This window comes from Enterobacter sp. IF2SW-B1, assembly GCF_001743375.1.
Classification (GTDB): domain Bacteria; phylum Pseudomonadota; class Gammaproteobacteria; order Enterobacterales; family Enterobacteriaceae; genus Enterobacter; species Enterobacter bugandensis.
Map to the genome: position 1 here is coordinate 309,033 of NZ_MJAA01000002.1, position 14,399 is coordinate 323,431.

12 protein-coding genes are annotated in these 14,399 nt (G+C 58.8%); 7 read left to right on the forward strand and 5 right to left on the reverse strand.

The window, feature by feature from the left end; translation table 11 throughout:
- Positions 1-100 precede the first annotated feature (100 nt).
- Positions 101-1,648 (forward strand): methyl-accepting chemotaxis protein, encoded by a 1,548-nt coding sequence (locus tag A6013_RS05865; RefSeq protein WP_045260793.1) that lies wholly within the window; start codon positions 101-103, stop codon positions 1,646-1,648.
- Positions 1,649-1,697: 49 nt separating this feature from the next.
- Here A6013_RS05865 and A6013_RS05870 read toward each other — a convergent pair whose 3' ends face one another.
- Together A6013_RS05870 and yghU are read right to left on the reverse strand one after the other, a co-directional pair.
- On the reverse strand, positions 1,698-2,030 hold the full coding sequence (locus A6013_RS05870) for a YMGG-like glycine zipper-containing protein (RefSeq protein WP_028014408.1): 333 nt from the start codon (positions 2,028-2,030) through the stop codon (positions 1,698-1,700).
- Between the two features lie 158 nt (positions 2,031-2,188).
- The gene (gene yghU, locus A6013_RS05875) at positions 2,189-3,055 is read right to left on the reverse strand and encodes a glutathione-dependent disulfide-bond oxidoreductase (protein ID WP_028014407.1); all 867 of its coding nucleotides are present in this window, start codon (positions 3,053-3,055) and stop codon (positions 2,189-2,191) included.
- A gap of 245 nt (positions 3,056-3,300) precedes the next feature.
- On the opposite strand from yghU, the gene A6013_RS05880 reads away from it, so the two are divergent.
- The 6 genes from A6013_RS05880 (at position 3,301) to gss (ending at position 10,652) form a co-directional block, all read left to right on the forward strand.
- Complete coding sequence (locus A6013_RS05880) at positions 3,301-4,890, forward strand: ABC transporter substrate-binding protein (protein WP_069732700.1); 1,590 nt, start codon at positions 3,301-3,303, stop codon at positions 4,888-4,890.
- A 44-nt stretch (positions 4,891-4,934) separates the two neighbouring features.
- Complete coding sequence (locus A6013_RS05885; protein WP_028014405.1) at positions 4,935-5,888, forward strand: ABC transporter permease; 954 nt, start codon at positions 4,935-4,937, stop codon at positions 5,886-5,888.
- Between the two features lie 4 nt (positions 5,889-5,892).
- Positions 5,893-6,738, forward strand: a complete 846-nt coding sequence (locus A6013_RS05890) for an ABC transporter permease (RefSeq protein WP_028014404.1) — start codon at positions 5,893-5,895, stop codon at positions 6,736-6,738.
- Positions 6,731-7,705 carry an ABC transporter ATP-binding protein gene (locus tag A6013_RS05895; protein WP_069732701.1) on the forward strand — a complete coding sequence of 325 codons (975 nt, stop codon included), beginning with the start codon at positions 6,731-6,733 and terminating at the stop codon, positions 7,703-7,705. Before A6013_RS05890 ends, A6013_RS05895 begins: the two co-directional genes overlap by 8 nt.
- Entirely contained in the window at positions 7,702-8,673 is a 972-nt protein-coding gene (locus A6013_RS05900) for an ABC transporter ATP-binding protein (RefSeq protein WP_069732702.1), read from the forward strand. Before A6013_RS05895 ends, A6013_RS05900 begins: the two co-directional genes overlap by 4 nt.
- Before the next feature lie 116 nt (positions 8,674-8,789).
- On the forward strand, positions 8,790-10,652 hold the full coding sequence (gene gss / locus A6013_RS05905) for a bifunctional glutathionylspermidine amidase/synthase (RefSeq protein WP_069732703.1): 1,863 nt from the start codon (positions 8,790-8,792) through the stop codon (positions 10,650-10,652).
- A 54-nt stretch (positions 10,653-10,706) separates the two neighbouring features.
- On the opposite strand, the gene pgaD is transcribed toward gss, so the two are convergent.
- Genes pgaD through pgaB form a run of 3 tightly spaced genes read right to left on the reverse strand, consistent with a single transcriptional unit; the run spans position 10,707 to position 14,399 of the window.
- Positions 10,707-11,141 (reverse strand): poly-beta-1,6-N-acetyl-D-glucosamine biosynthesis protein PgaD, encoded by a 435-nt coding sequence (gene pgaD / locus A6013_RS05910; RefSeq protein WP_045260787.1) that lies wholly within the window; start codon positions 11,139-11,141, stop codon positions 10,707-10,709.
- The gene (gene pgaC / locus A6013_RS05915) at positions 11,138-12,469 is read right to left on the reverse strand and encodes a poly-beta-1,6-N-acetyl-D-glucosamine synthase (protein ID WP_069732704.1); all 1,332 of its coding nucleotides are present in this window, start codon (positions 12,467-12,469) and stop codon (positions 11,138-11,140) included. Before pgaC ends, pgaD begins: the two co-directional genes overlap by 4 nt.
- A complete protein-coding gene (gene pgaB, locus A6013_RS05920) occupies positions 12,462-14,399 on the reverse strand; it encodes a poly-beta-1,6-N-acetyl-D-glucosamine N-deacetylase PgaB (RefSeq protein WP_069732705.1) in 1,938 nt (645 codons plus the stop codon). Before pgaB ends, pgaC begins: the two co-directional genes overlap by 8 nt.

Genomic DNA, 14,399 nt, shown 5'->3' on the forward strand with positions numbered 1-14,399 from the left:
CTAAAAATAATCACAAAAGGTTATAATTTCCCTGCACCCTGCCGATAACGAGAGTAGCACTCGCCTCTGGGCGAATTCACCCTCACGGCAAGGAAGACTTATGAATATGCTCCGTAATTTCACGATCCGTTTCGTTATGCTGACGATCCTCGGGATTTTTTGTTTAATGTGGGCGGGCGTCGGGCTGTACAGCACCTGGTCCCTGTCACGGGTATCAGACGGCAATGAAGTCGATCGCCAGCTGGTTAAACAGATGATGGTGCTCAGCCAGGGCAACGATCAGTATTTCCGCTTTGTGACCCGTCTGAGCCGCGCCATGGAGGTCAAAGCCGCTGGTGGCACGCCGGATTTGTCCTCTGCCCAACAGGCGCTGGACAACATGGGTAAGAAACTGGCCGAAATGAAGGCGATCTCGCCTGGCCCAATGGATGAGCAGGTCTCTGCGCAGGTGATCGGTGCCTGGCAGGCGCTGCTTGAACAGGGCGTGACGCCGCAAATGGAGCAGGCGAAGCAGGCGACCCTGGACGGCTACCGCCAGCAGGCCAACAACGTTACGCCGCCGCTGAGCCGTGCGTTCGGTGCCGCTGCCGAGAAGTTCAACAATGCCGCCGCGAAGACGCTCGACAGCACCCGCATGGTGGTCGACGGCCTGACCAGCATGACCCGCACGGTTATTATCGTCGCCACCATTATCGGCCTGCTGATCCTGCTCTTTACCGACCGCTACCTGGTGGCGATGCTGGTCAAACCGCTGGAGCGCATTCGCCAGCAGTTCCGCCAGATTGCCCAGGGCGATCTCAGCCAGCCCATTGCGCCTTTCGGCCGCAACTGCGTGGGACAGCTGGTGCCGCTGCTGAGCGCCATGCAGGACAGCCTGCGTGAAGCGGTCAGCACCATTCGCTCCGGCAGTGAGAATATCTGGCGCGGCGCGACGGAGATCTCCAGCGGCAACAACGATCTCTCTTCCCGTACCGAAGAGCAGGCTGCCGCGCTGGAAGAGACGGCGGCCAGCATGGAACAGCTGACCGCTACCGTGAAGCTGAACGCCGAAAGCGCGCGTCAGGCCAGCCAGCTTGCCGATGTGGCCTCAACCACCGCCAGCCGCGGCGGCTCGCTGGTGGAAGAGGTGGTCACCACCATGAGCGGTATTTCGGAAAGCTCGAAGAAAATTGCTGAAATCACCAACGTCATCAACAGCATTGCCTTCCAGACCAATATTCTGGCGCTCAATGCGGCCGTAGAAGCGGCGCGCGCGGGCGAGCAGGGGCGTGGATTCGCCGTGGTGGCGGGTGAAGTCCGCAACCTGGCAAGCCGCAGCGCCAATGCGGCAAAAGAAATTGAGGGTCTGATTACCGATTCCGTGACCCGCGTCGAGCAGGGTGCGCAGCTGGTGAGCGACACCGGCACCACCATGGATGCGATTTTGCGCGACGTGACGGAGGTGACGACCATTATGAAGCAAATCGCGTCGGCTTCTGAGGAGCAAAGTAAGGGCATTTCGCAGGTCGGGATTGCCATTACGCAGATGGACGGCGTCACCCAGCAGAACGCCTCGCTGGTCGAAGAGGTTTCCGCGGCAGCTGCGGCGCTGGAACGCCAGACCGAAGAGCTTCAACGCTCGGTGCAGAAGTTCCGCCTGACGGCATAACACAACAGGCCGCCTGATGCGGCCTTACTTCTTTCTTTTCCCGATGCTGTTAGTGCGTCGCTTCACCAATCAGCGCGCCCGTGCCGGCACCCACGGCCGCGCCTTTCAGCACGCTATTGCCCGTCACCGCAGCCGCGCCCGCGCCAACGACGGCACCCACGGCACCGCCCTTACGTGCGTCTTTGCCTTTTTCGCCGTTTTTGAACATTGCACCCGTGCCTGCGCCAACCACGGCACCACCCACGGTTGATTTCAGATCTTTGCCCGTGGCTGCGCCAATAGCAGCACCTGCTACCGCGCCGGCGGCGGTTTTGTCGATGGCCATTCCAGAGGTGGAAAAAATGAGGGCGCTGATAACCAGCGTTGTTTTAATAAGTCTCATAACAGATCCTTTGTGACTGCTGTCAGTTGATACGGCGTTTCTCATTCTGAGGTGAGAAAAACGTCCAGATAGTGCCAGCAATAGCCACTCAACCTTTAGGCTAATCATGCCCTGGGCAAGGATCGCGGCTGCCGGGCGGGGAGCCGCCCGGCGGAACGTTACGCCTGACGCTTGTCTTCCGTATTGGTATCGAAGTCGCTCGCCGCGTGGCGTTCGTGGAGCTGCTCGTTCAGCTCGCCGCTGGTGCGGTTAACGATGCGACCGCGCTTAACCGCATGGCGGTTCGCCACGTCCTTCGCCCAGCGCTGGACGTTAGTGTACTTCTCCGCGTCCAGGAACTCGGCGGCGTTATAGACGCTGCCCAGCGCCACGCAGCCGAACCAAGGCCAAATCGCCATATCCGCGATGGTGTACTCCTCACCCGCCACGTAGCGACCGCGCGCCAGCTGTTTATCCAGCACGTCGAACAGGCGCTTGGCTTCCATGGTGAAGCGGTCAATCGCGTACTCGATTTTTACCGGCGCATAGTTGTAGAAGTGGCCAAAGCCGCCGCCGAGGAACGGTGCCGCGCCCTGGAGCCAAAACAGCCAGTTCAGCGTCTCGGTGCGTCCCGCCGGATCTTTCGGCAGGAAGTGACCGAATTTCTCTGCCAGGTAAAGCAGGATATTGCCGGATTCAAAGACGCGCGTTGGCGGGTTCGTGGAGTGGTCACGCAGCGCCGGTATTTTCGAGTTCGGGTTCACGTCGACAAACCCGCTGGAGAACTGGTCGCCCTCGCCGATGCGGATCAACCACGCATCGTATTCCGCGCCCGTCACGCCCAGTGCCAATAGCTCTTCGAGCATGATCGTCACCTTCTGGCCGTTCGGTGTGCCCAGTGAGTAGAGCTGCAGCGGGTGAGAGCCTACGGGCAAATCCTTCTCATGCGTTGCGCCGGAAATTGGACGGTTGATGTTGGCGAACGCGCCGCCGCCGTTCTTTTTCCATTCCCATACTTTGGGTGGCTGATACGTGTTGTCTGACATGTTGGCCTGCCTTTTTAGTGATGTGTTGAGGCAGTGTAGCAGGAGATTTGTGAAGCGTTTAACGTTGTGAGCGCAAGCAATTAACCGCTATTCCTTCTGCTGCTTATATATATCAAATCCGGCATAAGCTTAATCGAAAATCGCATTTTCATAATTAATGCGTAAACCACTAAAGCTGAATATGATGCTTCAACATAAATAAAAGATGCAGTAATAAACACTTTATAAGGCAAGGAGTTAGTGAGATGCGCAAGCTTCTGTTATCGGCAGTGGTCGTTTCGCTCGCGTTAGGCCAGGCGGGCTGTGATGATGCGAAAAATAAAGAGACAAATTCGGCCGCGGCGGCAAAAAGCGACGCGCCAAAAGAGGGCGGTTCGCTCATTATCGGGATTACCTCCGGCGACCCGTTAGCCGTTAATCCGCTCTACGCCAGCGACCGCACAACATTAACCATCATGCAGGCGCTTTATGCCCCGCTGTACAGCTTTAATAACGGCAACATTGAGTGGGGCCTGGCGGAAAGCTTGACGCCTTCTGCCGACAACCTGAGCTACACTCTGACGTTAAAACCGAACCTGAAATGGCAGGACGGCCAGCCGCTGACGGCGGACGACGTGGTCTTCACCTTCAATAAGCTGCTGGATGCCAAACAGCACAGCTTCTTCCGCAGCATGTTTACCTACGGCGGCAAGCCTGTTGAAGTGAGCAAGATTGATGAGCGCACCGTTAAGTTCACCTTACCGCAGGTCAGCGCGGCCTTTACCGGCACCCTGGTGCAGATCTACCCGATCCCGCAGCACGTGTTCGCCGGTGAAGGCGACCTGGAAAAGAGCACCAAAAACGATGCGCCGGTCGGTTCCGGGCCGTTCAAATTTAAAGAGTATCGCGCCGGTCAGTATTACGCCCTTACGCGCTTCGACGATTACTGGAACGGCAAACCGAAGCTTGATTCCGTCACCTACCGTTTCGCCAAAGACAGCAACGCCGCCAACCTGGCGCTGCAAAACGGTGAAATCAACCTCAAGATGGTTGACCCGCAGGATGTGAACCGCCTGAAAAATACCGGGAAATTTGACTTCGTGGTCTATCCGGAAGGCCGTCTGGCCTATATGACGTTCAACCAGAACGTGGCGGTGATGAAGAGCAAAGCGCTGCGTCAGGCCATCGCGTACGCCATCAACAAAGACGAGCTAACCCAGACCGCGTTTACCTCGCTGGACTACGCTAAACCGGCAACCTCGTTCCTGACGCCAGATACGCTTTACAAGACGGATGACGTTGAACAGTACAAATTCGATCTGCAAAAAGCCAAAGACCTGCTGAAGACGTCCGGCGCGCCGGATAATCTCAAGCTGCGCCTGGCGTATGTGAACACCAACAAAACCCAGGAAAGCATGGCGCTCTACATTCAGCAGGCGCTGAAGGGCATTGGGGTGAACGTGGAGCTGATGCCGCTGGACTCCAACGCCATGTCTCAGCGCAGTCTTGATATGAACAACACCGCGTGGGAACTGAACCTGGGCGGCTACATTATGGGATCAGAGCCGGACGGTTACAAATCGCTGTTCATGAGCAACGAAGCCTATAACTACGCGCACTACAAAAATCCGCAGTTTGATGCCCTGTGGGATAAAGGTGCGGTGGAAACCGACGCCGCGAAACGTGCCGATATCTACAAGCAAATTCAGCAGACCGTGGCGAACGAGATGACCTACTACCCGATCGCCTACACCAATGCGACCGTCGCCGTGGATAAACGCTTCGGCGGCACGAAGGAAGCGGAGCCGAAGCCGGTTTATCTGTTCCAGGATCTGTCAAAAATTTATCAAAAATAGGCTGTTGCCCCGGTCGTAAGATCGGGGCCTTTTAAGGGCACGTCGTGAACACACTCCTCACGCGTCGGCTGCTGCAGCTGCTGCCGATGCTTTTCTTTATTTCGCTGGTGGCGTTTTTGCTGGTCAAGCTCGCGCCCGGCGACCCCGTGGCCGCGTACATCACGCCGCGTATGGCGCCGGAAGATATTGAGCGCATTCGCCAGAGCCTGGGACTGGATAAGCCGCTGGTCACGCAGTACGTCTTGTGGCTGAAAAGCGTCCTGCAGGGCGATCTCGGCTATTCGTTGATTTACCACCGCCCGGTGCTGGAGATGATCGGCGAACGCATTCCGGCCACGCTGGGGCTGATGGGGGCGTCGCTGCTGATGGCTATCGTGCTGGCGATCCCGCTGGGGCTGCTGGCGGGGGCATTTAAGCACCGCTGGCTGGATCACCTGTTGAACCTGTTTGCCTATATCGGCATCTCGGTACCGATTTTCTGGTTCGGCATTTTGCTCATCACCGTTTTTGCCGTGCAGCTTAACTGGTTCCCCAGCATGGGGATGCGCACCATCGGCATGGAAGATAATGCGCTGGATCTGCTGCGCCACGGCGTGCTGCCGTGTATTGCTCTCACGTTTTATAATCTTTCCAGCTACGTACGCTACATCCGCTCCAACACCATCTCGCAGCTCTCGGCCGACTACGTGCAGACCCAGCTGGCCTACGGCGCCACGCGTTCCAGCATTCTGTTCCGCCACGTGCTGAAAAACGTGCTGCTGCCGGTGATCACCCTGTTCGGATTGTCGTTCGGTGAGCTGATTGTGGGGGCCTATGTGACGGAAAGCGTCTTCTCCTGGCCGGGGATGGGGCTGCTCGGGATCCAGTCGATCGCCTCGCTGGACTACCCGCTGATTATGGCGATCATCATGCTCTCGTCGATAATGCTGATCGTCGGTAACCTGATCGCCGACGTGCTTTATCGCTTCGCCGATCCCCGCATTCGTACGCTGAGGTAACCGGATGAGCAGACGCTGGCAGCAGGTTCGTCACCAGCTGCGCCGCAACCGTCCGGCGCAGTTCTCCCTGTTTGTGCTTTTTATTTTCGTTGTCGCCGCGCTCTGTGCGGGGTTAAGTCCGTACGATCCAGATCGGATGGCGCTCGGCGCGCGCACGTTGCCGCCGGATGCCGCGCACTGGTTCGGCACCGACGAATACGGGCGCGACTACTTTACCCGCGCGCTGTACGGCGGCCAGATCTCCCTGATGGTCGGTTTTCTTGCCATGCTCTTTTCCACGCTTATCGGCACGGTGGTAGGAACGGTGAGCGGCTATTTTGGCGGCTGGCTGGATAACCTGATGATGCGCGCCGTGGATATCCTGATGGCCATTCCGGCCTTCTTCCTGCTGCTGGTGGTGAATGCTTACCTCAAGCCGGGCGTGGATAACATCATTCTGATTATCAGCCTGCTGACGTGGATGAACATGTCGCGTCTGGTGCGTGCTGAAACCCTATCGGTGAAAGAGCGCGAGTACGTGCTTTATGCCCGCGCGTCGGGAGCGCATCCGCTGCGTATTATCGTGCGCCACATCATTCCCGGCGTGCTGCCGACCATTATCGTGGCGGCCACGCTGAATATCGCCTCGGCCATTCTGATGGAGTCTACGCTCAGCTTCTTAGGGCTGGGCGTGCAGGCACCGGCGGCATCATGGGGAAGCATGCTTAACAACGCCCAGTCTTATATTGGCGAAGCGTCGTGGCTGGCGATGTTCCCCGGCATTCTGATCCTGCTGACGGTGTTCAGCTTTAACGTGCTGGGCGATGTGTTCCGTACCGCCTTTGAGCCGGGAGCAAATCGCGATGAGTAACTTATTAGCGCTTGAGAACCTGCAAACCACGTTCCGCACCCGCGAGGGCGAGGTTCAGGCGGTGCGTGGCGTGAGCTTTCAGGTTCAGCCGGGGGAACTCGTCGGTATCGTCGGCGAGTCGGGCTGCGGGAAAAGCGTCACCTGTAAGTCGATTATCCAGCTTCTGGGGAGCAACGGACGGATAACCGGCGGCAGCATTCGCTTCCAGAATGAGGACCTGGCGCAGAAAACGCCCGCGCAGATGCGTGCCATTCGCGGCAACGAGATCGCGATGATTTTTCAGGATCCGATGACCGCCCTGAACCCGGTGCTCACTATCGGCAAGCAGATGTCTGAGATCCTGGTGCGAAATAAAAAACTGTCGAAAAAAGCGGCCAAAGCGGCAGCAATAGCCATGCTGGATCAGGTGGGCATTGCTGAAGCGGAACGCCGATACGACCAGTATCCCCACGAGTTCAGCGGCGGGATGCGCCAGCGGGTGATGATCGCTATTGCGCTCTCCTGCAATCCGAAGCTTCTTATTGCCGATGAGCCGACCACCGCGCTGGACGTGACCATTCAGGCGCAGATCCTGCGCCTGCTGAAAAGTCTGCAACAGCAGACCCGGACCGCGATTTTGCTGATCACCCACGATCTCGGCGTGGTGGCGCAGGTCTGCAGCCGCGTGGTGGTGATGTACGGCGGCCTGGTGATGGAGGAGGGGAGCGTGGAGGACATTTTTTATCGCCCTGCGCATCCTTACACCCAGGGTCTGCTGGCCTCGCTGCCGCGCCCGGATGAGGTGAATCAACGTTTATCGCCCATTGAAGGTTCGCCGCCTGGCCTGCTTAACCCGCCGCCGGGCTGTCCATTTGCGGAACGCTGCCCGAAGCGCATGCCCCAGTGTGAACGGCAACCCGCATTTTACACCGCCGGAGAGGGCCATCGCGCCGCCTGCTGGCTATGGGCCGAGGAGATTCAGGCATGAGTGAACAACAGGCGCCATTAGTGAGCGTGCGCGATCTGCGCAAGCACTATCCGCTCAACGGCGGTTTGCTGCGTAAAGGCGTGGCCGTGAAGGCGGTTGATGGCGTGAGCTTTGATATCCAGCCCGGCGAGACGTTTGGCCTGGTGGGGGAGTCCGGCTGCGGAAAATCCACCCTTGGGCGCGCCATACTGCGCCTTTTCGATATTACCTCTGGCGAGATCCACTTTGCCGGACAGGCAATCGCCCACGCCCGCGAAAGAGAACTCAAGCCGCTGCGTAAGCGGATGCAGGCAATTTTTCAGGATCCTTACTCCTCGCTCAACCCCGGTATGACGGTGCGACAGCTGGTGGCCGAACCGATGCAGATCCACGGCTACAGCCGCGAAGAACAGCGAGAACGTACGGAAACGCTGCTCTACAAAGTGGGGCTGAAGCACGAACACCTTGAACGGTTCCCGCATGAGTTCAGCGGCGGGCAGCGTCAGCGCATCAGTATTGCCCGCGCGTTGTCCGTGCATCCTGAATTTGTGCTGTGCGATGAGCCGCTCTCGGCGCTGGACGTATCGGTGCAGGCGCAGGTGGTGAATATTTTGCAGGACCTGCAGCAGGAGTTGGGGCTAACCTATCTGTTTATCGCCCACGATCTCTCGATGGTGCGCCATATCTCCAGCCGTATTGGGGTGATGTATCTCGGCAAACTGGTAGAGGTGGCTCCGGCGAATGAACTGTATCAGCGCCCGGCACACCCTTACACCCGCGCGCTGCTGGCGGCGGTTCCCCAGCCCGATCCGCGCATCCGCAATCTCGAAGACGCCACCCTGCGCGGCGACATTCCAGGCCCCACGTCCGCGCTGCCGGGCTGTAAGTTCTGCAGCCGCTGCCCGCACGCCAGGCCGGTTTGCCAGACGCAGGAGCCTGCGATGCAGGAGATTGCGCCAGGGCATTTCGCGGCATGCTGGCTGTTTTAAATGTTATTCACGCGTCGCGCAGGTGTATGATAAACGCTCCTCTGTCAGGTTAATTACAACGTGCAGACGACGACAACCCATAAAAAATTGCCGCCTGCCTGTTTTAGGTTGGATACATGCGTAAAGGAAAGTTAAGCAGTGATGCGCCATTCGGGACGTTGTTAGGCTATGCGCCCGGTGGCGTGGCGATTTACTCTTCAAATTACGGCAGTCTGGACCCGCGTAACTACCCGGAAGACGCGGACTTTCGCAGCTATATTGGCAACGAATACATGGGCCACAAGTGGCAGTGCGTTGAGTTTGCCCGCCGTTTCCTGTTCCTCAACTATGGCTTCGTGTTTACCGACGTCGGCATGGCGTGGGAAATCTTCTCCCTGCGCTTTTTGCGCCAGGTGGTGAACGATAACATTCTGCCCCTTCAGGCTTTTGCCAATGGCTCGAAGCGCGCGCCGCGCGCCGGGGCGCTGCTGATCTGGCAAAAAGGCGGCGAGTTTCACGAGACCGGCCACGTGGCGGTGATCACCCAGCTTCTCGACGATAAGGTGCGTATTGCGGAGCAGAACGTTATTCACTCGCCGCTGCCGCTCGGGCAGCAGTGGACGCGCGAGCTGCGCATGACCGTGGAGAATGGCTGCTATACCCTTCATGACACCTTCAGCGATACCGAAATTCTCGGCTGGATGATCCAGACGGACGACACGGAGCACAGCATTACCCAGCCTGAACCGGACGGTGAACTGCTGAAAATCCGCGGCGCGCGGCTGAAAAACAAACGTCAGTTCGACGGAAAATGGCTGAACGAAAATGACGCGCTGCAGCAGGCGTATATCCGTGCGAACGGCCATGTGATCAACAAAGATCCCTGCCAGTATTTCACCATCACCGAAAGCGCCGAGCAGGAGCTGATCAAGGCCACCAACGAACTGCACCTGATGTACCTGCACGCGACGGACAAGGTGCTGAAAGACGACAATCTGCTGGCGCTGTTCGACATCCCGAAAATCCTCTGGCCGCGCCTGCGCCTTTCCTGGCAGTGGCGCCGCCACCATATGATCACCGGTCGTATGGATTTCTGCATGGATGAGCGCGGGATTAAGGTCTACGAGTACAATGCCGACTCCGCGTCTTGTCACACAGAAGGCGGGTTGATCCTCGAAGAGTGGGTCAAAAACGGCTATCGCGGCAGCGGGCACAACCCGGCGGAAGGGCTGCTGGAAGAGCTGACCGGCGCATGGAAGCACAGCCACGCGCGGCCGTTCGTTCACATCATGCAGGACAACGATGTCGAAGAGGACTATCACGCGCTCTTTATCCAGCGCTCGCTGATGCAGGCCGGGTTTGAAACCAAAATTCTGCACGGGCTTGGCGCCCTGAGCTGGGATGCTGCCGGGCAGCTTATTGACGACGAAGGTCGCCACGTCAACTGCGTGTGGAAAACCTGGGCGTGGGAGACGGCGATAGAGCAGATCCGCGAGGTGAGCGAAACCGAATACGCCGCAGTGCCGATCCGCACCGGGCATCCTGAGGGCGAGGTACGCCTGATTGATGTTCTGCTGCGCCCGGAAGTGCTGGTCTTTGAACCGCTGTGGACCGTTATTCCCGGCAACAAGGCGATTCTTCCGGTCCTGTGGCAGCTGTTCCCGAACCACCGTTACCTGCTCGACACCGATTTTGAAGTGAACGACCTACTGAAGCAGACCGGATACGCCGTCAAGCCGATTGCCGGACGCTGCGGCAGCAATATCGATCTCATCAGCGCCCAGGACGAGCTGCTGGATAAATCCAGCGGCAAGTTTGTTGACCGAAAAAACATCTACCAGCAGCTGTGGTGCCTGCCGAACGTCGACGGCAAGTACATTCAGGTCTGTACCTTTACCGTGGGCGGAAATTACGGCGGGACCTGCCTGCGCGGCGATGACTCGCTGGTGGTGAAAAAAGAGAGCGATATCGAGCCGCTGATTGTACTCAAGGATAAGTAACGTGCATCTGCGCTAAAAAAGCCCCCGCAGGGTATTCTCTGTGGGGGCTTTTTGTTACTGCGCTTCCTCGTCCTGCTGCGCGCTGGTTTTCAATTCGATGATGCGTCCAATCTGGTCATGATAAACCGTCAGCAGGTTGTGCTGGCTCATCTCCGAGATGAGCTGCGGTGAGACGTTAAAGCTGCGGGCAAGTTCGTCATGATGCAACAAGCCCGGCTGACGTCGTCTTACGTTCGCGCGGCGGCGGTTGTACTGATACCACAAAATCAGCAGCCAGCCGTTGAGCGCGGCGAACAGCAAATAGATCAACACCGTATTAAAGGAGGCAATAATCACGCTCCACCGGTGGTCGCTCTCCTCGGTTAACTGCATCCACAGCCTGGCATACAGGAAGAACAGAAACCCGCCCCACGCCACCACGGTTAACGCGGCATCAAAAAGTCGTGGCAGCAACCGATGTTCAGTCAAAATTAAGGTATTTTCGTTCATTGAAGGCTTCCTTTTCCCCTGTCCGGACTGATCCAGCGCGCGCGGGCGCGCTGACGTTTAAGCATGACTTTTGGAAATGCGACGAGGGTGGTGAACAGACCAATCATCCAGTAGACCATCGGAAACCAAATCACCCAGAAAAGTGAGCTGGCCACCTTGCGCTCATAGCGCCGCTCGATGTACAAGCTGACCAGGAACTGCAGCAGGCACATCACGCCCAGCAGCAGCCCGGTAAACGCCGGGGGAAAGAGGGTTTCAACGGTCAGCCTGGCGGGAATGGGCGCGACGTGGCTGATGATGTACAGCAGCACCGTTATCGCATACGCAAAGGCCCACAGCGTTGACAGCGCGTACTCCAGAAACAGGGGCCACATGCGGTGATGCTCCCAGCGCACCATCTTGCGCAGGTTCACCAGAAATACCTCCGCGCCGCCCTGTGCCCAGCGCAGACGCTGCTTCCACAGGCCCTTCAGCGTCTCCGGCATCAGGATCCAGCACAGCGCCCGCGGCTCGAAAAAGATATCCCAGTGGCGCAGCTGGAGCTTCCAGCTGATGTCGATGTCTTCGGTGATCATGTCCGGGCTCCAGTACCCGACGTCCGCCAGCGCCTGTCGGCGAAAGGCGGCGATGACGCCGGAGACGGTAAAGACCCGGCCATAGATCCGCTGCGTCCGCTTGATGAGCCCAATGATGGACGAAAACTCGCCAACCTGAATGCGGCCAATCAGCGTGGAGCGCGTGCGAATGCGCGGGTTCCCGGTAACCGCCCCGACGTGGGGATACTGAATCAGCGGCGCGACCAGATAGGCCGCGGTGTCGCGGTCGAGCAGGGCGTCGCCGTCAATGCAGACCAGCAGATCGCCCCGGGCCGCCGCCGCCCCGGCTTTGAGCGCCACCGCTTTTCCCTGGTTCTCCGCGAGGTTAATCACCCGCAGGCGCGGCTGCTCCAGCGCCAGCTGCTGCAGCACCTGCGCGGTGTTATCAGACGAGCCGTCGTTGATGGCGATCACTTCAATATTCCCGTACCGCTGAGCCAGCGCGGCGCTGATGGTCTCTCTGGCGTTTCTTTCCTCATTGAAGCAGGGGATCAGAATTGAGATGAGCGGCTCGCCGGCGAGCGTCGGGGCGGGCGTGTCTTTATCCCACGACCAGCGGCGTTCAAGCTGAAACCAGAAATAGAGGCCGCCGGTGACCCAGAGCACGGACATAAACAGCGGCCAGAAGAAGACAAAATCCAGAATCAGCTCGCCGGTAAAGAGGGCGGCCACCCCTAACGGCAGCCCGAATACCAGACACAAAATTGAAAAGGCGATTATGCGATCAGTCATTGTCAGGGTACCAGTAGGAAGAAAAGACGGGCCTGATGCGCGAGATATCAGGCTGGTTATTGATGAAATCGTCAGGGTAGTAGCCGTAGTTTTTGATGCCGTTCAGCTGGAGGACGCGCATCCACGCCGCAAGCTGACTGTCGGAGACGGCGCGCTGCGGCTTCTGCTCCCAGTCTCTGGCCTGCAGCTCGAAAATGGTTTTATCCAGCGCGCCGGGCCGCGCGGCGACGGCCTTGATCAAACGCGTCAGCCAGGCATTGCTCTCGTTCGCCGGAACGGACTCCATCAGCGGCATTGCCATGGGCACCGTCCAGTCATAGGCCGCCAGAAAATCATCGAGATTCTGCGCAAACCACGCTTCGCTTTCGGGCTGCAGAATGGGAAGGACGAACATATTGCGCGCGGTTTTTATCTGCGGGCCGCGGATGTGCTTCACCGCCTGGCTCAGAGCGCGGGTAAAACCGATAAGCCTCCGGCTTTTCTGGCGCGTCGTGTCCTGCCCGGCAGCGTCAACGTCCGTCAGTACCGCATCGTCATGGAACAGGATCCCGTTGAAGCTGGCATGGCGGGCCAGATCTTCATAGATTTCCGTCACCTGCAGGCGAACCTGCGGATCCCACGGTGAAAGCCTGATGTAGGGCTCATTGGCCTCGCGCAGCTGGCCGGTTCGATCGTCCCGGCGCTGCACGCGCGGCAGGGCAGGATCGAGATCGAACGAGAGCACCGGCATCCACGCGTAGACCTTCACCCCCGCGCGGGTTTGCAACTGCCAGGATACGAAGTTAAAAAGGTCGGCCCGGACCGGAAGCCGGCGGTTGGGGAAATAGAGCGCCCTGATCCTGCCATCGCCCTGCGGGTCGGCAAACGCCTGCAGGAAGACGTGGCTGATTTTCATGTCGTAGACCCGCTGGATCAGCCTGTTGATGTTTTGGGTCTGCTGAGCCGGATCGGGATCGTAAACGTAGTCGAGATCGACGTGCATCACGCGCACGGGATCGTGCTCCTGAACCCGGCTGACCGAACTGGCAAACGCTTTGAGCGAGGGGTTGCCGGCGATCAGCAAACGGGGGATGTTGCCCAGCTCCTGCACGTTCCCCAGCCCGTCCTCAAGGGTAAAGGCCAGCTGATAACCCTGCTGCCTGGCGATGGCGAGTGACGTACCGCTGGCGGCACCGTAAGGCCAAACCCAGGCGCGCGGCGCTTTGCCCGTCACCTGCGCGATTTTCTCCGTCACCTTGCGGACGTCATCGCCGATCCGCTGGCTGAACTGCTGGTCAGTTTCATAGCGCCCCGTCGCTTTATCATAAAAGCGGTTGGCGATGGCCGGTTCCCGGCTGCCCTGCGGGTTGGCGACGATGCCGTAATGCGAGGCCCAGGTATGCGATCCGATCTCAACCAGCGGAGACTGGCTGAGCTCGCGCACCATGTCCCAGGTCGCGAAGCGATCCCGGGGCGTCATCAGGCCGCCAAAGTTCACCTTCTGGTTTGCTGGCGTATCCACCCAGCTGCCCACCGGCGCCCAGAGCGCAGGCACGTTCCAGGCCCTAAGCAGCGGCCAGACACGGGTGTAGAAGCTGCTGTAGCCGTCGTCAAAGCTAAGCAGAACGGCTTTCGGCGGCAGCGATTTTTTGCCGTCATGCGCGTCCAGAATGTCCTGCACGCTGATGGCGTGATAGCCGTTGTGCAGAAGCCAGCTAATCTGCTCGTTTAGCGCGCTGGTGCGCACGGAGAGGTAGCGCTGATCGGCGGCATCGTCTTCGACGTCGTGGTAGGCCAGCACCAGAAACTGGTTCTGCGGCCAGGGTTTGCTCGCCTCCGGCTGCGGCCGCTCGCTGGGCGCAACGAACGAGATCGCCTGCGCCCAGACGCTCGCGCTGAGGCAGAGCCAGCCGATGAGGATCAGGCTCACGGAAAAACGTGTGTTCAGCAT

Bases quoted from the DNA above. Each gene is read 5' to 3' on its own strand.
- yghU (WP_028014407.1), bottom strand. From the start codon at position 3,055: ATGTCAGACAACACGTATCAGCCACCCAAAGTATGGGAATGGAAAAAG.
- pgaC (WP_069732704.1), bottom strand. From the start codon at position 12,469: ATGACTGATCGCATAATCGCCTTTTCAATTTTGTGTCTGGTATTCGGG.
- A6013_RS05890 (WP_028014404.1), top strand. From the start codon at position 5,893: ATGAGCAGACGCTGGCAGCAGGTTCGTCACCAGCTGCGCCGCAACCGT.
- gss (WP_069732703.1), top strand. From the start codon at position 8,790: ATGCGTAAAGGAAAGTTAAGCAGTGATGCGCCATTCGGGACGTTGTTA.
- A6013_RS05895 (WP_069732701.1), top strand. From the start codon at position 6,731: ATGAGTAACTTATTAGCGCTTGAGAACCTGCAAACCACGTTCCGCACC.
- pgaB (WP_069732705.1), bottom strand. From the start codon at position 14,399: ATGCTGAACACACGTTTTTCCGTGAGCCTGATCCTCATCGGCTGGCTC.
- A6013_RS05880 (WP_069732700.1), top strand. From the start codon at position 3,301: ATGCGCAAGCTTCTGTTATCGGCAGTGGTCGTTTCGCTCGCGTTAGGC.
- A6013_RS05900 (WP_069732702.1), top strand. From the start codon at position 7,702: ATGAGTGAACAACAGGCGCCATTAGTGAGCGTGCGCGATCTGCGCAAG.
- A6013_RS05870 (WP_028014408.1), bottom strand. From the start codon at position 2,030: ATGAGACTTATTAAAACAACGCTGGTTATCAGCGCCCTCATTTTTTCC.
- A6013_RS05865 (WP_045260793.1), top strand. From the start codon at position 101: ATGAATATGCTCCGTAATTTCACGATCCGTTTCGTTATGCTGACGATC.
- pgaD (WP_045260787.1), bottom strand. From the start codon at position 11,141: ATGAACGAAAATACCTTAATTTTGACTGAACATCGGTTGCTGCCACGA.